Origin of the sequence: Peribacillus sp. FSL E2-0159, assembly GCF_038643155.1 — a bacterium.
GTDB classification, from domain to species: Bacteria; Bacillota; Bacilli; order Bacillales; family DSM-1321; genus Peribacillus; species Peribacillus simplex.
Genome location: NZ_CP152053.1, coordinates 3,294,698 through 3,313,027, shown reverse-complemented (window position 1 = coordinate 3,313,027; position 18,330 = coordinate 3,294,698). Strand labels below are relative to the sequence as shown.

Sequence of the window (18,330 nt, the reverse complement as noted above, 5' to 3'; positions counted from 1 at the left end):
TATGAACATATTCTTAGACTTTTTTGGATTTTTAACTACACCAGTATGGTGTATTATTTTATGTCTAAATTTCATTTCTATACTACAAAAAATTAAATTAAATAAGGAAGATTATACGAAGAACACTTTTTGGTTTACCTTATCTTTCACATTCCTTATCTCTATATTATTCTACTATGTAGCAGCTTATTAGTCTGAACGGTTAAAGGCCAGTTCCGACCACTAAATTGAAAAATGGCACTCAAGAGGAGTGCTTTTTTTGTGTGTTTGAACAAGTGGTAGCTTAGTAAAAAATAAAAGAGGAATACAGTCATCAGATTTTTTTAATAAAGAGCCTTAATCTAATGTAGCAAGACTCTCATAACTTTTCTACTGAATTCACTCTACAACGAATAAAACCTTTGTACCATCGGGATAGTCACTTAAAAGATGAGATACCCACGAGCCAGCACCACGATTGTCTGATGGGGTTATATACTCAATATCTGCTCCCGCTCCCCCTTCTTCACACATGGCCATTGGGTATTCATCACGATCATATCCCATTCTAGTTTGAATATTTTCCAAAGATTCATCACGATTCTCGTCTGCTCCATTTCTATCAATGGTACAAATATTGGAACTTCCATCAGCAATGGCATCTTCTATATGCTCAGCTGTCTCCGGGTACTTTTCTGACGGAAAGTTAATTACAACATTATAACTTTCCTCAGATAAACACTCCTTTACTTTGATATTAAATTAAAACGATAGACGTAAAATACGGCTATCGTTTTTTGGAATCAATTATCTTGAAAGAGTTTGAGAGCGTTTCTTATCTTTGTCGTTATTCTGCTCTTGTTCTTTAATTTTTCTAGCTATTTCTTGAACACCCTTCACTGAAAAGACTTTAGGTGATTGTACCTTATCGACTTGTTTTTCTTTAGTTAAGTTATTTGCAACTGTTCTCACTTCATCCATATCAATTTTTACTTTTGGGGGTACCATGCCCATCAAGCTAAGAAAATAGGTCCCCCCAAAAAAAACGATAAATTGAGCTTATAAGTTACAAGAAAGTCCAAAATTTCATTCTGGGGGTACTACAAAACTTTAACTTGATGGCAATGGGGTAGCGTCAGGAAAATGCGGATTTACAACGTTAAGGAAATTCAAATATTAAAAAGCCCAATTTACATTTTAATACAAAGAAATTGGGCTTTTTAGTAATGAAATTTCCTTAGCGAAATCCGCATTTTGTTGGCGGTACCCCGTATAGAGGCTAATTTTTATGCATTATTGATAAGTATTGCTTATTGTGCTAACAGGCAGGATAGTTCACTAAAGGAGATAAGGATTTCAATAACCCATTTATGTAATTCCTAACCCTTATCCAGTAGTTTAAATGATTAGATTAATCCTTATCAATATTCTCCATTTTTATATTTAAATCTTCAGCTTTAATAATTATCATGAATTTTAATTTCTTAATATATCCATTTTCACTTAAACTTAAGCTATTTCCATCATTAAAAAAGAATACGTATTCTGAAAATTCATCATCATTTCCTTCATAATAATTAATATTCTCCGCATCTTCCCATGAATAAGTATATTCTTTCAGAGATAAAAGGGTAGAATATGAAATTGAATCTTTTGATAATGATTTATAAGATTGAGAAGCTACATAAAAGGAAGATATACTCAACAACATCAAAAAACTACATAGAATTATAGAAACTTTCTTAATATCTAAAAAAAAAGAGAACAAGAGCTGCTAATACTAAAAAAGAACAACCATACCATAAACAACAAAATTCACTCCTGGTACAAAGACTTGCCAAATCCCTGTTTTATAATGAACTGCATCTGCTATTGCTTGGGGAGTAATCAATAGAAATATTGGTGAAACCACTGCGATTAAGATGCCAATTGCCAGAAAAAAATATCTAGGTTCAAAATGTTTTTTCACATAGGGTCGTGTAACCTTGATAGGTGTTGGAGCTAAGGTAACCTGCTCCCTATCCAGGAGAAACACGACCCTGCAAGGTTCAAAGTCAAGGGCATATATTATACATATCTAATATTTGAGGACCTTTTAAAATCAATAAATTTTCACCTTTAGTCTTGATAATGAAATAAGCTACTTTAGATTATTTCTTACAGCATCTTTTCATATACTTTTAAATTTTGATAAACGACTTTCAACAATGATGCATCTACACCGAACTCTTTTGCTAATTTTAATAAATATCCTTGTAAATGCTCTCCTTCGATGGACAAGCCTTTTTCCATATCACGTAGCATAGAGGATTTCATATCATAGGAAAGTTCCTCGATCGTCTGCATATGTTTTTCTACAATATTATCAGCAATCGGAGACCCACTTGCTTTCATAATCTGTGTTATTTCTTCGAGTAAATGTTGAATAAAGGCTTGTCCCCCATCGCTTTCACGAATTGGTCCCATTGGTGCACGCATAAGTGTAGTCACGCCAGATACAACAGCAATAATTAAATATTTGTGATACATGTCTTGCGCAATATGATCACTCAAAACAAAATTTGCTTTTGTACCACTAAATGTATCAGCAATCTGCTTTATCCGATCTGTATCCGGCTGTTCTATTTCACCAAATACAAGTCGGTCAGCAACGCTTGTTTGAACAATATCTCCATCCTCATTTAATGTTGTTTCAATAAAACACAAACCTCCAATAACCTTATCGCTACCAAATGCCTGTTTTAATGGGGATAGATGAACTATACCATTTAATAGTGGTATAATAACCGTTTTCTCGCCTATAAATGGTTTCAAATCGTTTATTGCTTCTTCTATGTGATAAGCTTTTGTTGAAAATAACACTACATCAAATGGAGCTACAGTATCCGTTTTTGTTATTATTTTAGGTGTAAAAGAGAAATCTCCGTTTACGCTACGGATGACTAAACCATTTTTCTTAATCTGTTGTTTTCGTCTACTACGTACGAGAAAAGTAACGTCTTCTCCTTTTTCAACTAAACGACCGCCAAAATAACCGCCGACTCCTCCAGCTCCTAATACTAAAATACGCATATACAATCCCCCTTTTCTAAATAAAAAACATTTGATATCATTGTAGATTAATATATTTAACTTATTAAATTGACTTTAAAGATTAGTTTCAAGTCAGCTGAATTTTTGCACCGAATCCTTAAAAAGGGCACTCTTTTAAGAACTCTTTTTGTACTTTTAGTTCTTATTTTATATAAGAAGAGTTTTTAAATTTAACTACTTGTTCTGATATATTAGATATTTTCTGTTTCGTATTAGATACTAAGAATATACTTATCAATATTAAAATTAAGCCTATATAAGTGCTTAAGGTAGTTCGTTCATTTAAAAATAAAGCACCCCAGATTATACCGAATATTGGTACTAATAAGGTTACGCTAACGGTTTTAGTTGGTCCTATATTCTTTATCAGATAGAAATAGAGGAGATAAGCAATACTTGTAGAAAATATGGCTAATCCTAAAACAGAAATAGTAACAGTTATACTTGGTAACTCATTAGGAATATCACTGATTGCAAAAGGCAGTAAAACAATACTGGCTCCTAATTGCTGTCCAATAGCTAAATCAAAAGACTTCATATTTTCAAAAGCGACTTTACTATATACGCCTCCTATTCCATAAAATAAAGCTGCTAAAAAGATCGCTCCTATTGATAATATAACCTTTACATCTAATTGAATAGGGCTCCAACCAACCAAAATTCCTACTCCTATGCACCCCATAATAATTCCAAAAAGAGTTCGCATATTTTTACCTTCTTTAAGCCATAAAATAGATATGATTACTGAAAACAAAGGCGTTGTAGAATTAATAATTGCAGCAAGTGATGCAGAAAGGGTTAATTCAGCGTAAGCAATTAAAACAAATGGAATGGCTGCATTAATTGCACCTAAAACCATTAACTCTTTCCATTTATGTTTGATTTCTATCTTTTGTTTTAGTAACTTTGCAAAAATGATTAGTGAGATCGCTGCAATACATACACGGCTTTCAATAAGAAATAAAGGACCTAATGAAGGTGAGGCTATTTTCATGAATAAAAATGATGCACCAAAAAGGCTAGCTAGCAATATTAAGATACTAAATTGTTTAAGAGACATACCTTTAACTTATCCTTTCTAAATAATTAATTAATTTCCGTTGAATAGTTTAGCACCTAAACTATAGGGTGTCAATTTCAATATGGGCCCTTAAAGCAGTTCGATGTTAATGTTTAGATATGTTGATATATTGTTCATGTTCAAATAAAAATAAATAGGTATAGTATACTGAGGGGTAAATAACTAAAGTGATAGGATGAAATGTATGAAGACAAGAGAAGAAGCTTTTAATGAACTAATAGAATCTATTTATGAAGTCTCTCGTAGTACGAGTGCATATGAAAGCATACCTCGTAAATATGGAACGGAAGATGAATTATATATGGTTGAGGTACATACCATTAATTTAATAGGGGAAAAAAATAAAGTTAGTCCTTCTCACCTTGCAAAGCTTACTAACAAAACTAAAGGTGCTATTTCTCAGATGGTGGATAAATTATTAAAAAAAGGTTTGGTTATAAAGTATAGAAATCCAACTAATAGTCGAGAAGTCATCGTAGAGTTATCAGATAAGGGAAAACAAGTTTATAAATATCACAAAGAACTTGATCAATTAGAATATGGGAAAATGTTGAGTAGACTCAATCAATTTTCGACAGAAGATTTTATAAACTTCATGAAAATTGCTTCTGTAATAAACGATCATGTTAAAAACTCAACCAAAAATAAATAACCATTAATTATAAATAAATACCCCTGACAAGATTAAAATAATTGATTAACTATAAAAAGTTCTTAACTGGAACAGCGAAGGATTTTCAAATGTAATGGAATTAGGATGAAGAAATAAAGTTCTTAACAATACAGTAGACCTTTACCCAAATATCCTATAATTCAAATGAAAATAACTCATCTGAACTGTTTACAGCTAAACCTTACATATTTAATTAGCAAGGGAAATCCTTTATACACTATATCATCGGATATATTTCCAAAATACCTTCATGTGTTAATTTAAAATAAAGTTTAACTGTTTTGAAAAAATATAAATCGTTTTAGAAGGATAGATATAAAGAAAACATTGATATATCAGGGTTTATAAAATATTTTGATCGAACTTTTTTATAAAAATTGCACACCGATTCCCAAGAAAAGAATCCATTTTCATCAATCTTTTTTCAAAACGGATTTATTAGTACAGCGATAAATCAGCGTTTATCGAGCATTTTTAATCAAACTTTTTTTACAAAGCAACAATAACTTCAAAAGCTTACCTATCACTATAATAATTAAATCTCAATTTCTCATTTATATCACTGAGAGATTGGGATTTTTATTACTGGAATATCCTTAACGTTGTAAATCCGCGTTTTGCTAGCGGTACCCATTATTGAGAAGAATAAGCAGCATATAAAAAATCGCTCAAATCACTTTCAGCATGATGATTATCATCTAGAAAATATCATTGTGAAGGATAAGCAATACGCTGGCGTAATGGATTTTAATAATTTTGATTGGGGAGACCCACTTCATGACTATGTAAAAGTAGCATTATTTCAAAGAGAATTAAGTGTTCCATTTTCAATTGGACAAATTGAAGGATATTTTGATAATAATGTTCCCGATGATTTTTGGTTGCATTATTCTATCTATGTTGGAATGGTTATCTTTTCATCTGTAGTATGGTCTTTAAGGTTTGTACCAGAACAATTAGATGAAATGATAACACGATTATACGTTGTTTTGGAAGACCACAAAGATTTTGAGATACTAAAGCCAACATGGTATGAACCAAATCTGATTTCCTTCATCGTATCAGGCCTTTTTGGTGTAGCGCCAGCCAAAGCCGAAACAGTATCATACGCTTCTATTTCTGTCGATGGAAAGCTTATTAAGACGAGCTATTATATGCAAAATGGCCGTTTGATGGTACCAGATATATTTTTCAAGCATACAGGTGCTACTGTTGACCGGAATGAAAAATATCAATCTATCGCTATTGAGAGAAATAATATTGTTGCCCTGCCATTAGATAAAGCATATATGGACTATTACGATAAGGGAAAAAACAAATGGATCCGTGAGTACCTGGCTACGACAACAACCACAATTGATGGCCGGCCATATGTTCCGTTATTAGTGACTGCACAGAAATTGGGAATGACAGTTACCTATGATCCAAAGATTTACAGAACCTTTATTCAGACCAACACGCCAGAAGCGAATAAGCCTATCGCTTACGAAAAAGCCCAAACAACCAAAAAGCAAATTGCATTAACTTTTGATGACGGTCCTGACAAACTTATTACACCTCAAATTTTAGATATATTAAAAGAAAAAGGTGTTCCTGCCACATTTTTCGTTGTTGGGGAGCAAGTTTCCTATTTTCCACAATTGGCAAAACGAATGGTAGACGAGGGACATACCATTGCAAATCACTCTTGGGATCATCCGGAACTTTCCAAACTATATACGTCCCAGGTTATTCAACAACTTAAATCTACTAACGAAATAATTGAAAAAGTAACAGGAGTAAAAGCTACATTAATTAGGCCTCCATATGGCGACTTTACACCTGCAGATGCCCTTGTATTTGAAAAACTAGGATTTAAAAATATTCTTTGGTCAGTAGATACACTCGATTGGAGTGGTACATCCGCAGAGGAAATTATGACAATTTTGAATAGGGATAAATCACCCGGTGGAATTGTCTTGCAGCACAATTTCCAAAATCCTAAATTAGAAGGAACAGTGAAGGCACTTCCCCAAATGATTGACCAATTAAGAGCAGAAGGCTATGAATTTGTAACAGTTGATGTATTATTAGGTAGTAACTAAAATTAAAATTTGTTTATTAACATGGACCATTATCTATTGAAGCCTTTATAAAAAAGTTTAAATGTTTATAAAAATGGCAAACCAAAATCAATCATTGATTTTGGTTTTTTCTTATGCAACTAACGGGGCAGAATAGTTCAAAAAAATTCTGATTTAACTCAAAAACTACGATTATAAATGTAGCTTGATTCAGGCTTATATCTGGAGAATCCAAATATTGGTATGATAAAGTAAATATAAGGAATTTATAGATATCATAACGAGGTGGGACGAGCAAAGATAAAGGGTCTTTACGAGGCACATTTACCTGTAAGTAATCTTGAAAACTCAATAAAATTTTATAAAAAGTTAGATTTAGAAATTGCATATCAAAATGATAAATTAGCTTTCTTCTGGATTGAGAAAGGTAAAAGTTGGCTTGGTCTTTGGAAAACAAACCATGTAGAAATTCCGTACCATCCTTCAATACGACATGTAGCTTTACAAATAGATATAGAGGACATGACATCAGCAAAAGATTGGTTAAATAGTAAAGGAATCGAAATTCGTACAACCTTTGACTTAACTGAAGAACAACAACCTTTAGTTCTTGATAACAATCCACAAGCTCACGCAGCTATTTATTTTGATGACCCAGACGGAAATGCTCTTGAATTGGTTGCTCCTTTAAGATTGGACTTTGAGGGATACTTTGGAGACATGTCATTAGAGGATTGGTATAGACGAAACACTGCTCACAACTAATTCTGCTCTGCTTCAGTAACGGATTATTGAGTTTACAAGGGGATTGCTGTGGTAATCCTTTTCTTTATGGAACTAACTGGGGCGTTCGTATTATAAGGTTAGCCAGTTTTTAAACTGTACCCTATGTAAAGGACATTTTAAAAAAAGGTTATGCCACTTGGAGAAGGTGATTTCTGTATTGAACAGGAGTCATCTTCTTTAAGTTCCATTGATATCTGAAATTGTTATAGTACGTCATATAACTTCTTATTTCCTTTTTAAGTTCTTCTATAGTATTACAAGGTTTAATATAGGCTTCATCTTTGAAATGACCAAAGAAGGACTCTAGGGGAGCGTTATCCCAACAGTTTCCTCTTCTAGACATGGATTGTCCAAGTCCTAGTTTTTTTACGTGTTTCTGAAAAGTGGGACTAGTATAGTGTACTCCTTGATCAGAGTGAATAAAGGCCCCTTCGGCAAACTTTACTCGTTTATTCTTCGTTAACTTTACTAATGTATCTGTAGCTAAATCTAATGTAATTCGGCTAGACACATTATAGGCAAGTATTTCATTCGTTGAACTATCTTTAATCGTGGATAAATAAGCCTTTTGTCTATTGTCATAATATAAATATGTAATATCAGTAAGTAATACTTTTCCTGGAATTGCTTGTTTAAACTCTCGGTTTAATAAGTTCGGCAGAATGGTGTGTTCTTGAGTGGCTTTCAACATCTTCTGATAAGGGTTGGTTCTTCTAATAGGACAAACAATCTTGTATTTCCTCATAATCCTTCGGATTCGCTTCAAGTTATATGTAATTCGAAACTGTCCTTCTAACGTCATCTTAATCTGGCGTGCACCTTTTTTGCGGCGTTTAAAATGAAAAGCATTTAAAATATTTTCCTTAAGTATCAAGTCTTTTTCTTCTCTTCGCTCTCTTCTTTCCTGAGCTTGTGAAGAAAAGTAGTTATAAAAACCAGAGCGAGAAACTCCCGCAATTTCGCATAAGAAACTCACCATATTTTTAAGTAGATACTTTTCTATTACTGAACGTATTAAAAGAAAACTCTGTTCAGCAGAGACTTTTACTCGTTTTTCTTCATCCCCCTTTCCATCATGTCTAACTTTTTTAGTAACTCATTCTCAGCTCTCAACAATTGATTTTGTGCTTCTAATCTAGCATTCTATTCTTCTAGAGAAAGCTCCTTCTGAGTTGGTCTCCCCGAATTATCACTACGCGTATCCCTAAGTCCCAATACTCCTGATTTTTTATAAGCAGTACGCCATCTGGAGGCTGCCCTTTGTACTCTGACAATACCTATGACTTCAATATTAAAACCATTCTCCTCGAAAATCTGCATTGGCAACTTACCATTTTCATTTTCAGCTATAAAAATCCTCTTAAATTCGTCTGTATATGTAACACCCTTTGAACTTATAGATATTTAACATATGGATTATTAGATAGTATTTCTATTTCTTTCTCAGTAAAGAGCTTTTTTGGCATTTAATTGTTCTCCGATTCTCCCGTTTTTTTCATTATACATAAAAGTACCCTACAGAGCAGACCTTTTTTTAGTGTCTACTCTATAGGGTACAGTTTATTTTACTGGTTGACCTTTTTTTAATAGAATCTATTATATCAGTAGCCAGGGTAGGACGTACGGGTGTGTGGGACTTGATCCCGTGAACTAAACTGTCCGCCCCCTACTTTAGAAACATGTTTGAGGCTGGTTGGGACGTAGATCTCGTATAACAAGCGAAGCTATGACATTACATGGAGGACTAGGGGGTACTGGTTAGTAAGTAGAGGAGGAAAAAACAATGAATCCAGTTGTTGGTCTGGATGCGGTAAGAGGAGAGAGTCAAGTTCAGGCATTTTTAGATCAATCTAAACCGTATGGCAAGAGATTTTTCAATAAAACATATCAAAGAGGAGTTAGATCATTTTTTAGACTTTTTAAAAGAGGTTGAAGAGGTGACAGGGCAGATGCCTATGGTCATTTTAGAATCTACAGGGCATTACCATACTCCTGTTATTCAATACTTGGAGGAACAAGGGATTCTATATATCTTACTAAATCCCATTTTTTCTTATCAGGCAAAGATTCCAATTATTATATCTAATATCACGAATATTGTATAATATTCCATACGAAGTAAAATTTAGAGGTGAACTTATGGAGTTGCGTGAAAAAACAATAAAAGTAATAGCAGAGACTATATCGGGAGACAATGATTTATCATTTTATAGAAGTGGATATACATTGGTAGATTTTTTTAATGAGTTTGGTTTTAATGACACATACGGAAGAGGCTTCCCTTCTAGGTGGCAGTACACTGAAGACAAGCTAAGAGAAATCCTTGCACAAGAGCGATTTTTAGAATTTATAAACTATTCTCTTGATGAAAGTTTGTACTTTGAAAATCATGAGAAAGAATATAGCACTCAGGATCTTATAATTGAGCATTGGAACAAGTATCTTAAATTTGATAAATATGAAATCTTAAGGGAAGAGAATAAATATAAACTTAAAGACTTACAAGCAGCCCAGATTATTATAAAAGAAGAAAAATTAAATGTATTATCAACAGAGTTTTTAAATCAACAAATTTTAAAGTGTGATAATAAAATACTAAATAATGACTACGATGGCGCTATTACAAATGCTAGAAGTTTAGTTGAAGAAGTATTGCTATCTGTAGAAGAGAAAACAATAGGGAAAAGGGAAAAAATACTGGTGATATAAGTAATTTGTATAATCGGGTAAAGAAGCAGATGAATTTTGATCTTCCACTAAAGGCATGAATGATTCTTTAAAGCAAATTTTGACGGGACTCAATAGTATAGTCATTGGAGTTTGGCCAACTCCGAACAAAAGCAAGTGATTCACATGCACGTGAGTATAAACCATCTAAACATCACGTGGAATTGGCAGTAAATGCAGCTAAAACCTTTACATTCTTTGTAATAAGCTCTTATCAATTTCAACAAGAAAAAAAGAAGCAAGTAAATTAAGTTTTATATTATTCTATAACAAAGAAAATCAAGAAAAATTATAATCAAGTAAAATCCTAATAATAAACCATTGGAGAGGTAGTGGCTAATTTGCCATATTCAATACCAGAACAAATAGAAAAAATCTACCATCATAAAACTAAAGCATACTTTAAGGAAGTTATGAGCTCATATAATAACAAAAATTTTAGATCATCGGTAGTAATGCTATACTCAGTAGTGGTTTGTGACCTAATTTATAAGCTTTATGATTTGAGAGATATACACAGTGATGAAAAGGCTAAAAAAATATTGTCTGATTTAAATCAAGATAAAGAAGATAATCCGGTTTCGCCTGACTGGGAGAATGAATTGGTTGAAAAGTCTTTTAAGGAAGCAAAAATTTTAGAAAATGATGTTTACACGCATATATTAGCTTTGAAAAAGGACAGAAACCTTTCTGCACACCCAGTGTTAAATTCACTGGATATACTTTATGAACCCCACGAAGATTTAGTTAAATCACATATGAGAAATATGTTAGATGGATTATTGACGAAAAGCCCGATTTTTACTAAAAAAATCTTCGTACCTTTTATGGAGGAAGTAGCAAGAATTAAAGATGAATTTCCAAATGATGACAGATTAACTTCATATATTGAGTCAAAATTCTTAGAGCATTTTAATGCTGAATTAACGGAATATATTTTTAAACACTTATGGAAATCAGTTTTTAAAAATGATAATGAACTTGAAATGAAAAATAGAGAAATAAACTATAAAGTCTTACTAATAATATTTGAGAAAAATCAAATGTTATTAGAAAAATTTATTGAAAAGGAAAATAGCTTTTTTAGTGAGTTTTTAGATGAAAACCTTAACATATTAAATAAGTTAGTAGATTTCCTTTCAAAATATCCTAATATATATAAGTTATTTAAGGTTCACACAAAAGAATTACTTGAAAACAGAATAAAAAGTCATGATAAATTAATTGTTAAATCCCATTTTCTATCTGAATCTGTTTATGACCATTTTGAAAAATTAGATAACAAATTTCATGGGGAAGCTCATATGTATTTTAATCAGCCATATATACATTATTATCGCTTTGGGAAAGAGGATGTGAAGTTCTTATCTGAATTGGGATTGAAGTACAATGTATTAAAGGAATTTTATGATTTAATGATTAGTCATTATTACCATAGTGGCCATTTTGCATATGCGGATATTGCTTATGAATATTGTATAGAGCCATATTACAAAAACTTCAACAAAAACCAGTATGAAACACTGTTCTCAGAGATTAACCATAACCCTCAATGTCATCAAAGAAATTATGCTAGATCCGAGCATAAGAAATTACTAGAGGATGCCCGCAATAAGTTTGAAGAAGGTTTTGATTTTAAAACCAAATACAGTGATGTTTTTTAGTCAGGTATTCTCAGGATCTAATTTATATACTTTGCTGTTTGACTGATTTAAAAGAAGTGAACCAAACTCTTCTTCTCTAATCGTATATCTTTTTTCTAAAGAAGAATTTATAAAGCTTCCAGATCCTTCACCATTAATTCGCATAAATCCATCTGCATTTCCATCACTATCTATTGATGATGGGGAGTGTATCATATTCTTTGCTCCAAGCCAAGTATCATTATAATGAGTCTCCTTACCACTAGCAGTAGAAAAATTATCAGTTGCATCATTCATGAATAACTCTACATTCATTTTTGTTCCTCCTTAATAATTATCTTGACATTGACATACTATCCCTCGATATCTAAAATTATATATTTTAATAAAATGAATACATTATTGATTGAAATGGAGGGAAGAAATTCTATTTGAATTTATTTGTGATATTTAAGTAAGAACCAACGCATTACTTTATAAAGAAAAAGGCATTGGGATGATGGAAGTTCACGGTGTATTAAGATAATAATATCGTTCAATTTTGGCGTAAAAGAATAAGAGCCTTACTACATATGTAGTAAGGCTCTTTAAAGTTATTTTAATTATATTATTCTATCCTTTTCATTCCATCAACATTGATAAAAAAGTTGTTTAAATACTATTGAACTAAATCCATCCATTTGTTGAATATGCTTATAGGGATACCGCCAACTTTTCGGGAATTTTGTACGCTAAGTAGCTTTCGACATAAATATAGCCAAATACCTCTGTACGCTAAGGGATATATATTAAGATAGAGATGAGATTGTAGAAAAAGCCGACTTTCTGCGATGAAAATCGGCTTTTATTCTTATATTTATTATATCTAGAAAAATCTAAAAGATAGAAATGAAATCCAAGTAAATTCTATCTTTTTAAATAACTTTATTGTTATAGAACTGCGACAGCCGTATAATTCTCACAGTGTCTTACCTATATTCTTAATGGGCGGGAAGCATTTGTTGCTGGGGAATGAAAGGAGTCAAACTAACATTCACCTAAATTTTGTGTTCCCATCCAAACGGTGAAATATAGGGTAACAATTCCTCTTTATAGTTTTCAATTGATTTTATATGTTCTAAGCCTTTTGCTAGCAGTATCAAAAAAATAAATAATATTTCAATTAGTAATTTCACATCTAGACAACAACTAGAAGGATTTCCGAAGCTTACTACTAGAGTTCAAAATAAAAGTTTATATTATATATGCCAAAACTATAATATTGAAGAATCAAGAAAGTATAATCCTGTTATAATAACGCTTTGTAACAATAATCAATAAACTAATTATTCATAAGGCAAAGATGGGACTCATCATCGTATCATTCACAATAAAAGATGTTCGTGACAAAAATGGATATCTTGAATCCCTTGGTAAGCCAAGAATTGCACAAGTGAAGAGGGATGCCGATATAGCTACCGCTGAAGCAGAGAAAGAAACGCGAATCAAGCGTGCCGAAGCTTCGAAGGAAGCACAGCGTGCCGAACTTGAAAGGGCAACTGAAATAGCCGAAGCCGAGAAAATCAACAAGCTGAAGGTTGCGGAATTCCGTCGCGAACAGGATATTGCCAAAGCACGAGCTGACCAAGCTTACGATCTTGAAACGGCCAGATCTAAACAGGATGTAACAGAACAGGAAATGCAAATCAGGATCATCGAGCGGCAGAAGCAAATTGAGCTGGAGGAAAAAGAAATCCTTCGCCGTGAAAAGCAATATGATTCAGAAGTGAAGAAAAAGGCGGATGCCGACCGTTATGCAGTAGAGCAGGCAGCCTCCGCTAACAAGATGAAACAGATTACAGAAGCGGATGCCGATAAGTATAAAATTGAAGCCATGGCAAAAGCGGAAGCGGAACGTGTTCGTATGGACGGTCTTGCTAAAGCGGACGCACAAAGGGCACAAGGTACGACAGAAGCGGAAATTATCCGGTTAAAAGGGGTAGCAGAGGCAGAAGCGAAGCAGAAGATCGCTGAAGCTTTTGAACAGTTCGGTCAAGCGGCCGTAATGGACATGATTTTGAAAATGCTGCCGGAATATGCAAAACAAGTGGCAAGCCCGCTTAGTAATATTGACAAGATCACTGTAGTGGATACAGGTGGAAGCGGTGTGAATGGCGGGGCTAATAAAGTGACTGGGTATGCAACGGATTTAATGGCAACATTGCAGGAGTCATTAAAGGCATCTTCGGGAATTGATGTCAAAGACTTGCTGGAGAATTTCTCAGGAAAGCGGAATTTACCATTTACCACCATCAATCAGGAGAATGTCGAAGCGAACATGAATATGGCAGCAAGCAAGGAAGAGTAAAAGGTAAATCATACTGTTCATCACATAAAATAAAAGCTGGTGCAAAAGACAAATAAATATTTAAATAACATAAATAATATTGAAGATTTGACCATTAAGAGCAATAGGGTCATACAAGAAGAAGCAACAGATATACAATCTGTTGCTTCTTCTTGTTGGCTTGGTTTAGTAGATGCTAGCAAGAAAGAGCTGGTTATAAATTAAAAATTTGGAGAAAGACTTAAATACTAATTAGATCCTGCATTATTTATGCAGTTAAAGAAATAGATGTTATTCAAATTAAGGGCCCTTTAATGGGCAATGAAAATTTCATATAGGATTTTCATTAGACTTAGAGCTTAGAAATAGTGAAAAAATTAAGCACGAGGCGCTGGCCGATAAAAAGAAGAGAGCATCTGTAAACTACTCAGATACCCTCCTGATTTTCTCCAAGATCCATTATTAATCTCGTAATTCTGTACAATGAAGTATTTAATCTACCGGACGGTCATCAAAATCATAGTCTACCGTGCCAGGAGCTACACGTGCATTTGTTAATGCCGGAGTTTCCGGACGGGCAATTTGATACACACTGGCACCGACAATTTCAGCTGATTGCTGCAATTTTTCTTTCGATATCTTATCCAGTGTATCTGTAGGCTGGTGATACCAAGGCTCTACAGGGGAATGGATAAACAAAGCGGATGGAATGCCAAGCTCATGGAATGGTTGGTGGTCACTCCTGCCCAGCTGTCCATAAGGAATCGCAACATCCATCGTTCTGGCCCCTGCTGAGGAACCCAGGTCCGTCACAAGGTTTTTCATTCCATCAATGGTATACATAATCAAACCACCTGCAGGATTATCCTCGCCAGCATCACGTCCGCCTATCATATCCATTTGGAAGTGAGCCACCATGCGGTCTACATCCTCTTTGGGAAGGGAATCTGCATAGAAGGATGATCCAACGAGCCCTCTTTCCTCAGATCCGAACGTGAGGAAGCGAATTTCAGTGTCAATTGGCGTTTTGGCCAGGATCCTTGCCAGTTCCAGCACAGCTGATACACCCGAAGCATCATCGTTTGCACCAGGGCCGCCCGGGACTGAATCATGATGGGCTCCAACAGTCACGATTTGGCCATTATCCTTATTGGCTTTTGGTTTTAGGGAAGCGATGACATTGTAGGATGTCTTTTCGATTCTTTCAGCTTTACCCACTTCCAGAGTGGAAGTGATTTGTTTAGTTTTAAGCTGTTCGACCAACTCTAACCCTTGGGCTTGGGTAATGGCTACAGCAGGTATATTTTGCCCCGCTGATACTTGTCCGAAATTATTTCCTGATGGTGAGTTGTTGTACATTAAAACGCCAACCGCTCCTTTATTTAGGACATTCTGAACCTTTTCAACAAAGGTAATGTCCCCACGTTCAACTAGTGCAATTTTCCCAGATACATTTTCTCCAATTTCCTCTGGCTTTGCTTTACCAACATTAACAAGTTCGGCCGTTACCTTCCCGCTGATACTGCCGCTAATGGCACGCGGTGTTCCTCCTAAATCACTGTCACCAATTTTCACTTTTACATTTTGCACCGTATCATAGATGGGAAAAGGCTGAACCTTTGTTTCAAAACCAAGAATCTTAAACTGACTTTCTATGTATTTGACTGCACGGAGCTCCCCTTGTGTACCAGCAGCCCTCGGTTGCTCTGATAGATAGGCAATCGTATTATACATATTGTCCGCACTAATTTTTTTGATAACTTTGTTATCAAAAGCTGTGTCAGACTGGGCATTTGTTGCTCCGTTTGTTTGTGCAAATACTGTACCAGTTGATAGAACCATACCCGCAGCTAATAGTACTGTTAGTGATTTTCTATACATATAATCCCTCCTTCTTCATAATATTCCTAATTATGTATTTAACTGAATAGTTTGTAAATGAGTCGTTAGTCTTTAAATTCCAACTATCAATCGGTGTTTGAAACCCGCTCTCCCTTAAGATTATGCGCAAAGAAAAAGCGATCCTTCTTAATGAAGAATCGCATCATGTATTGAAGCCGTCAATTTATTGTATTGTAAAAAAATGATCAAACATTGAACTCGTTTAAATAAAAGGCAGGATCAAAATTATCGCCTTTTATACTTAACAAATATGTTCGTCATACTCGGTTTTTAAGTAATTTATCAGCTTCTGTTTTTGGTGGGAATAAAAAGAAAATTAGTAAAATAATAGTGGATTTTTAATCAGCGAAGCGATAAGAATTCAAAAGAGTACTAGTTCCAGGTAGAACAATGGTCATTTTTTACGATATTTTTAAATGAGAGATATATCAAAAGTTGCAGATAAGCTGAAGTTGAAACAACAAAGAATGGGAATTTGGGAGAAAACGAATGCGGTCCCCATTAATGCAAAAGTAAATTATTTGTCAAACTCAAGAGAATATTTTATTTCCTATACTAAAGGGACTAGAAGAACTTTTAATTCTTATTATGATAAGGCTTCTTATGAAGCACCTATAGTTAGTGGAAAAGTGAGATTTCACCCTTATCAAAAGCCAGTTGCTGTTCTCGAAAAAATAATTGCAACACATTCTAATAGAGGTGAAACAGTATTAGATTGTTTTATGGGTTCAGGGTCAACAGGACAAGCTGCTATAAATCTAAATCGGAACTTTATTGGTTTCGAATTAGATAATACCTACTTTAACAAAGCTTCGAAGGCCTTTCATAAAGATACGGCAAGGTAAATGATGTTATTGCTGTTAAAACCTCTTAAGACTTCGGGGTGCCCCTCTTGTGACAATAATTAATTTGACTACTCAGGGCTTTAACCCGAACTTAACGATCCGAGTTAAACACCGTTTCCCGCGGTGTTTTTATTTTTGGAAAAGAAAAATGAAATGAGGTTAAAAAACCAAAATAATTGTAATAGGCGTAAGTATGAAACAATTTTTTTTGGGTATTTTTTTATCTTAACTTTTGTTATTTGTATGGTATTGGAACCAATTGATAAAAAGCTTACAAATGCAAAGGGAACGGAACTGATTTTTAAAGTGCAGTTACGTACACCAAGTTTTTCACGAACTAACTAAGGGTACACCTTCCAGAACCCTCTCCTTATGGAAAATAGATAGCTATGAAGGTTCTGCTTTCATACCAGACGAAATTAGTTGATGTTTCTCGCTTTATCCTTCTCCAGAAAAAGATAGTTCAACTTGAGCTGGAAGATTTGATTTTACTGTGAAAATGGATTTCTGAAAATTGGAAAATGGGGACCCGGTCTATAGGTCATATCAAATACTGTAAGTAGCTATGCACTTAACGGGTGCATAAATTAAGATTAGCCAGTTTTTTATTGGTTGATTTTTTTTGATTTATCGATAGCCAGTCCGTTACGTAAAGGTGTTTTCATTTGTTTTCTTTTTAGCAGTAATCCCTTTCACGTAACACTAGACTTTATTTTCAGGTAAGAAATGACATAAATATGTTTTAATACTGGTCAATCCGTTCTTAATTGAGACAACTTTTAAACAATCGTATTAAATTGATACATTCTATCTAACTTATGTTTATTCAATTTTATCCCTTTTAATTATTTTATCCCTTTTTAGTAAGCATTTTTGATGTTGGCACGTTAATTGCATTATGAAAGGTTAGTGAATTCATTTTGGGTTTACGAGAAAGGAGTAAATAGGATGGCAAATAATTAAATAAAAGCACTTCAATGCGGTGCTTTACGGTTATATAACGATGCATTGCTAGCTGCTGGACAATTAGATGTTTACAACAAGGAGAAACAACATGGATGGTACGCATATCCCTCCTTCATTTACGTTATTGATCATCGGGATGGCAAAATGTTTTTGATGCTTCGATTTGGAGAGGCTGCCAGTAAGAATGGCCTCGAGGGGTCATCGTATAAGGAAAATGACAATCACATTAACCTTTCCAAGGCAGAA

14 protein-coding genes and 3 pseudogenes are annotated in these 18,330 nt (G+C 34.0%); 9 read left to right on the top strand and 8 right to left on the bottom strand.

Features of this window, described 5'->3' with window-relative positions:
- Positions 1–378 precede the first annotated feature (378 nt).
- From NYE63_RS16095 to NYE63_RS16075, 5 genes are all read right to left on the bottom strand, one after another.
- Positions 379–735: a NucA/NucB deoxyribonuclease domain-containing protein gene (locus tag NYE63_RS16095; RefSeq protein WP_342605790.1), complete on the bottom strand. Its 357-nt coding sequence runs from the start codon at positions 733–735 to the stop codon at positions 379–381.
- A 51-nt stretch (positions 736–786) separates the two neighbouring features.
- On the bottom strand, positions 787–996 hold the full coding sequence (locus tag NYE63_RS16090; protein ID WP_142303872.1) for a hypothetical protein: 210 nt from the start codon (positions 994–996) through the stop codon (positions 787–789).
- A 394-nt stretch (positions 997–1,390) separates the two neighbouring features.
- Complete coding sequence (locus NYE63_RS16085; RefSeq protein ID WP_342601867.1) at positions 1,391–1,690, bottom strand: hypothetical protein; 300 nt, start codon at positions 1,688–1,690, stop codon at positions 1,391–1,393.
- A gap of 446 nt (positions 1,691–2,136) precedes the next feature.
- Complete coding sequence (panE, locus tag NYE63_RS16080) at positions 2,137–3,051, bottom strand: 2-dehydropantoate 2-reductase (protein ID WP_342601866.1); 915 nt, start codon at positions 3,049–3,051, stop codon at positions 2,137–2,139.
- Between the two features lie 163 nt (positions 3,052–3,214).
- Complete coding sequence (locus tag NYE63_RS16075) at positions 3,215–4,132, bottom strand: EamA family transporter (protein WP_342601865.1); 918 nt, start codon at positions 4,130–4,132, stop codon at positions 3,215–3,217.
- Positions 4,133–4,337: 205 nt separating this feature from the next.
- Between NYE63_RS16075 and NYE63_RS16070 the strand changes: the two genes are divergently transcribed.
- The 4 genes and pseudogenes from NYE63_RS16070 to NYE63_RS16055 all read left to right on the top strand — a co-directional run bounded on the left by NYE63_RS16070 (position 4,338) and on the right by NYE63_RS16055 (position 7,654).
- On the top strand, positions 4,338–4,805 hold the full coding sequence (locus NYE63_RS16070; RefSeq protein ID WP_342601864.1) for a MarR family transcriptional regulator: 468 nt from the start codon (positions 4,338–4,340) through the stop codon (positions 4,803–4,805).
- Between the two features lie 656 nt (positions 4,806–5,461).
- Positions 5,462–5,875 (top strand): annotated as a pseudogene (locus tag NYE63_RS16065) (phosphotransferase); the annotation flags it as partial.
- 105 nt (positions 5,876–5,980) lie between these two features.
- Entirely contained in the window at positions 5,981–6,910 is a 930-nt protein-coding gene (locus NYE63_RS16060; RefSeq protein ID WP_342605789.1) for a polysaccharide deacetylase family protein, read from the top strand.
- A 264-nt stretch (positions 6,911–7,174) separates the two neighbouring features.
- Positions 7,175–7,654: a VOC family protein gene (locus NYE63_RS16055; protein ID WP_342601863.1), complete on the top strand. Its 480-nt coding sequence runs from the start codon at positions 7,175–7,177 to the stop codon at positions 7,652–7,654.
- A gap of 148 nt (positions 7,655–7,802) precedes the next feature.
- Here the strand turns inward: NYE63_RS16055 and NYE63_RS16050 are convergent.
- Positions 7,803–9,141, bottom strand: a pseudogene (locus tag NYE63_RS16050) (IS3 family transposase).
- A 317-nt stretch (positions 9,142–9,458) separates the two neighbouring features.
- Here NYE63_RS16050 and NYE63_RS16045 point away from each other — a divergent pair.
- The 3 genes from NYE63_RS16045 (at position 9,459) to NYE63_RS16035 (ending at position 12,066) form a co-directional block, all read left to right on the top strand.
- Positions 9,459–9,608 carry a hypothetical protein gene (locus NYE63_RS16045; RefSeq protein WP_342601862.1) on the top strand — a complete coding sequence of 50 codons (150 nt, stop codon included), beginning with the start codon at positions 9,459–9,461 and terminating at the stop codon, positions 9,606–9,608.
- Between the two features lie 206 nt (positions 9,609–9,814).
- Positions 9,815–10,384: a hypothetical protein gene (locus tag NYE63_RS16040; protein ID WP_342601861.1), complete on the top strand. Its 570-nt coding sequence runs from the start codon at positions 9,815–9,817 to the stop codon at positions 10,382–10,384.
- Between the two features lie 350 nt (positions 10,385–10,734).
- Positions 10,735–12,066: a hypothetical protein gene (locus NYE63_RS16035; RefSeq protein WP_342601860.1), complete on the top strand. Its 1,332-nt coding sequence runs from the start codon at positions 10,735–10,737 to the stop codon at positions 12,064–12,066.
- On the opposite strand, the gene NYE63_RS16030 is transcribed toward NYE63_RS16035, so the two are convergent.
- The gene (locus tag NYE63_RS16030) at positions 12,067–12,360 is read right to left on the bottom strand and encodes a hypothetical protein (RefSeq protein ID WP_342601859.1); all 294 of its coding nucleotides are present in this window, start codon (positions 12,358–12,360) and stop codon (positions 12,067–12,069) included.
- Between the two features lie 922 nt (positions 12,361–13,282).
- Here NYE63_RS16030 and NYE63_RS16025 point away from each other — a divergent pair.
- Positions 13,283–14,392: pseudogene (locus NYE63_RS16025) on the top strand (flotillin domain-containing protein); the annotation flags it as partial.
- Positions 14,393–14,863: 471 nt separating this feature from the next.
- On the opposite strand, the gene NYE63_RS16020 reads toward NYE63_RS16025, so the two are convergent.
- Positions 14,864–16,252: a M28 family peptidase gene (locus NYE63_RS16020; protein ID WP_342601858.1), complete on the bottom strand. Its 1,389-nt coding sequence runs from the start codon at positions 16,250–16,252 to the stop codon at positions 14,864–14,866.
- Positions 16,253–16,689: 437 nt separating this feature from the next.
- On the opposite strand from NYE63_RS16020, the gene NYE63_RS16015 reads away from it, so the two are divergent.
- Positions 16,690–17,118, top strand: coding sequence for a site-specific DNA-methyltransferase (locus tag NYE63_RS16015; RefSeq protein WP_342601857.1), 429 nt, complete (start codon positions 16,690–16,692; stop codon positions 17,116–17,118).
- Positions 17,119–18,330: the final 1,212 nt, after the last annotated feature.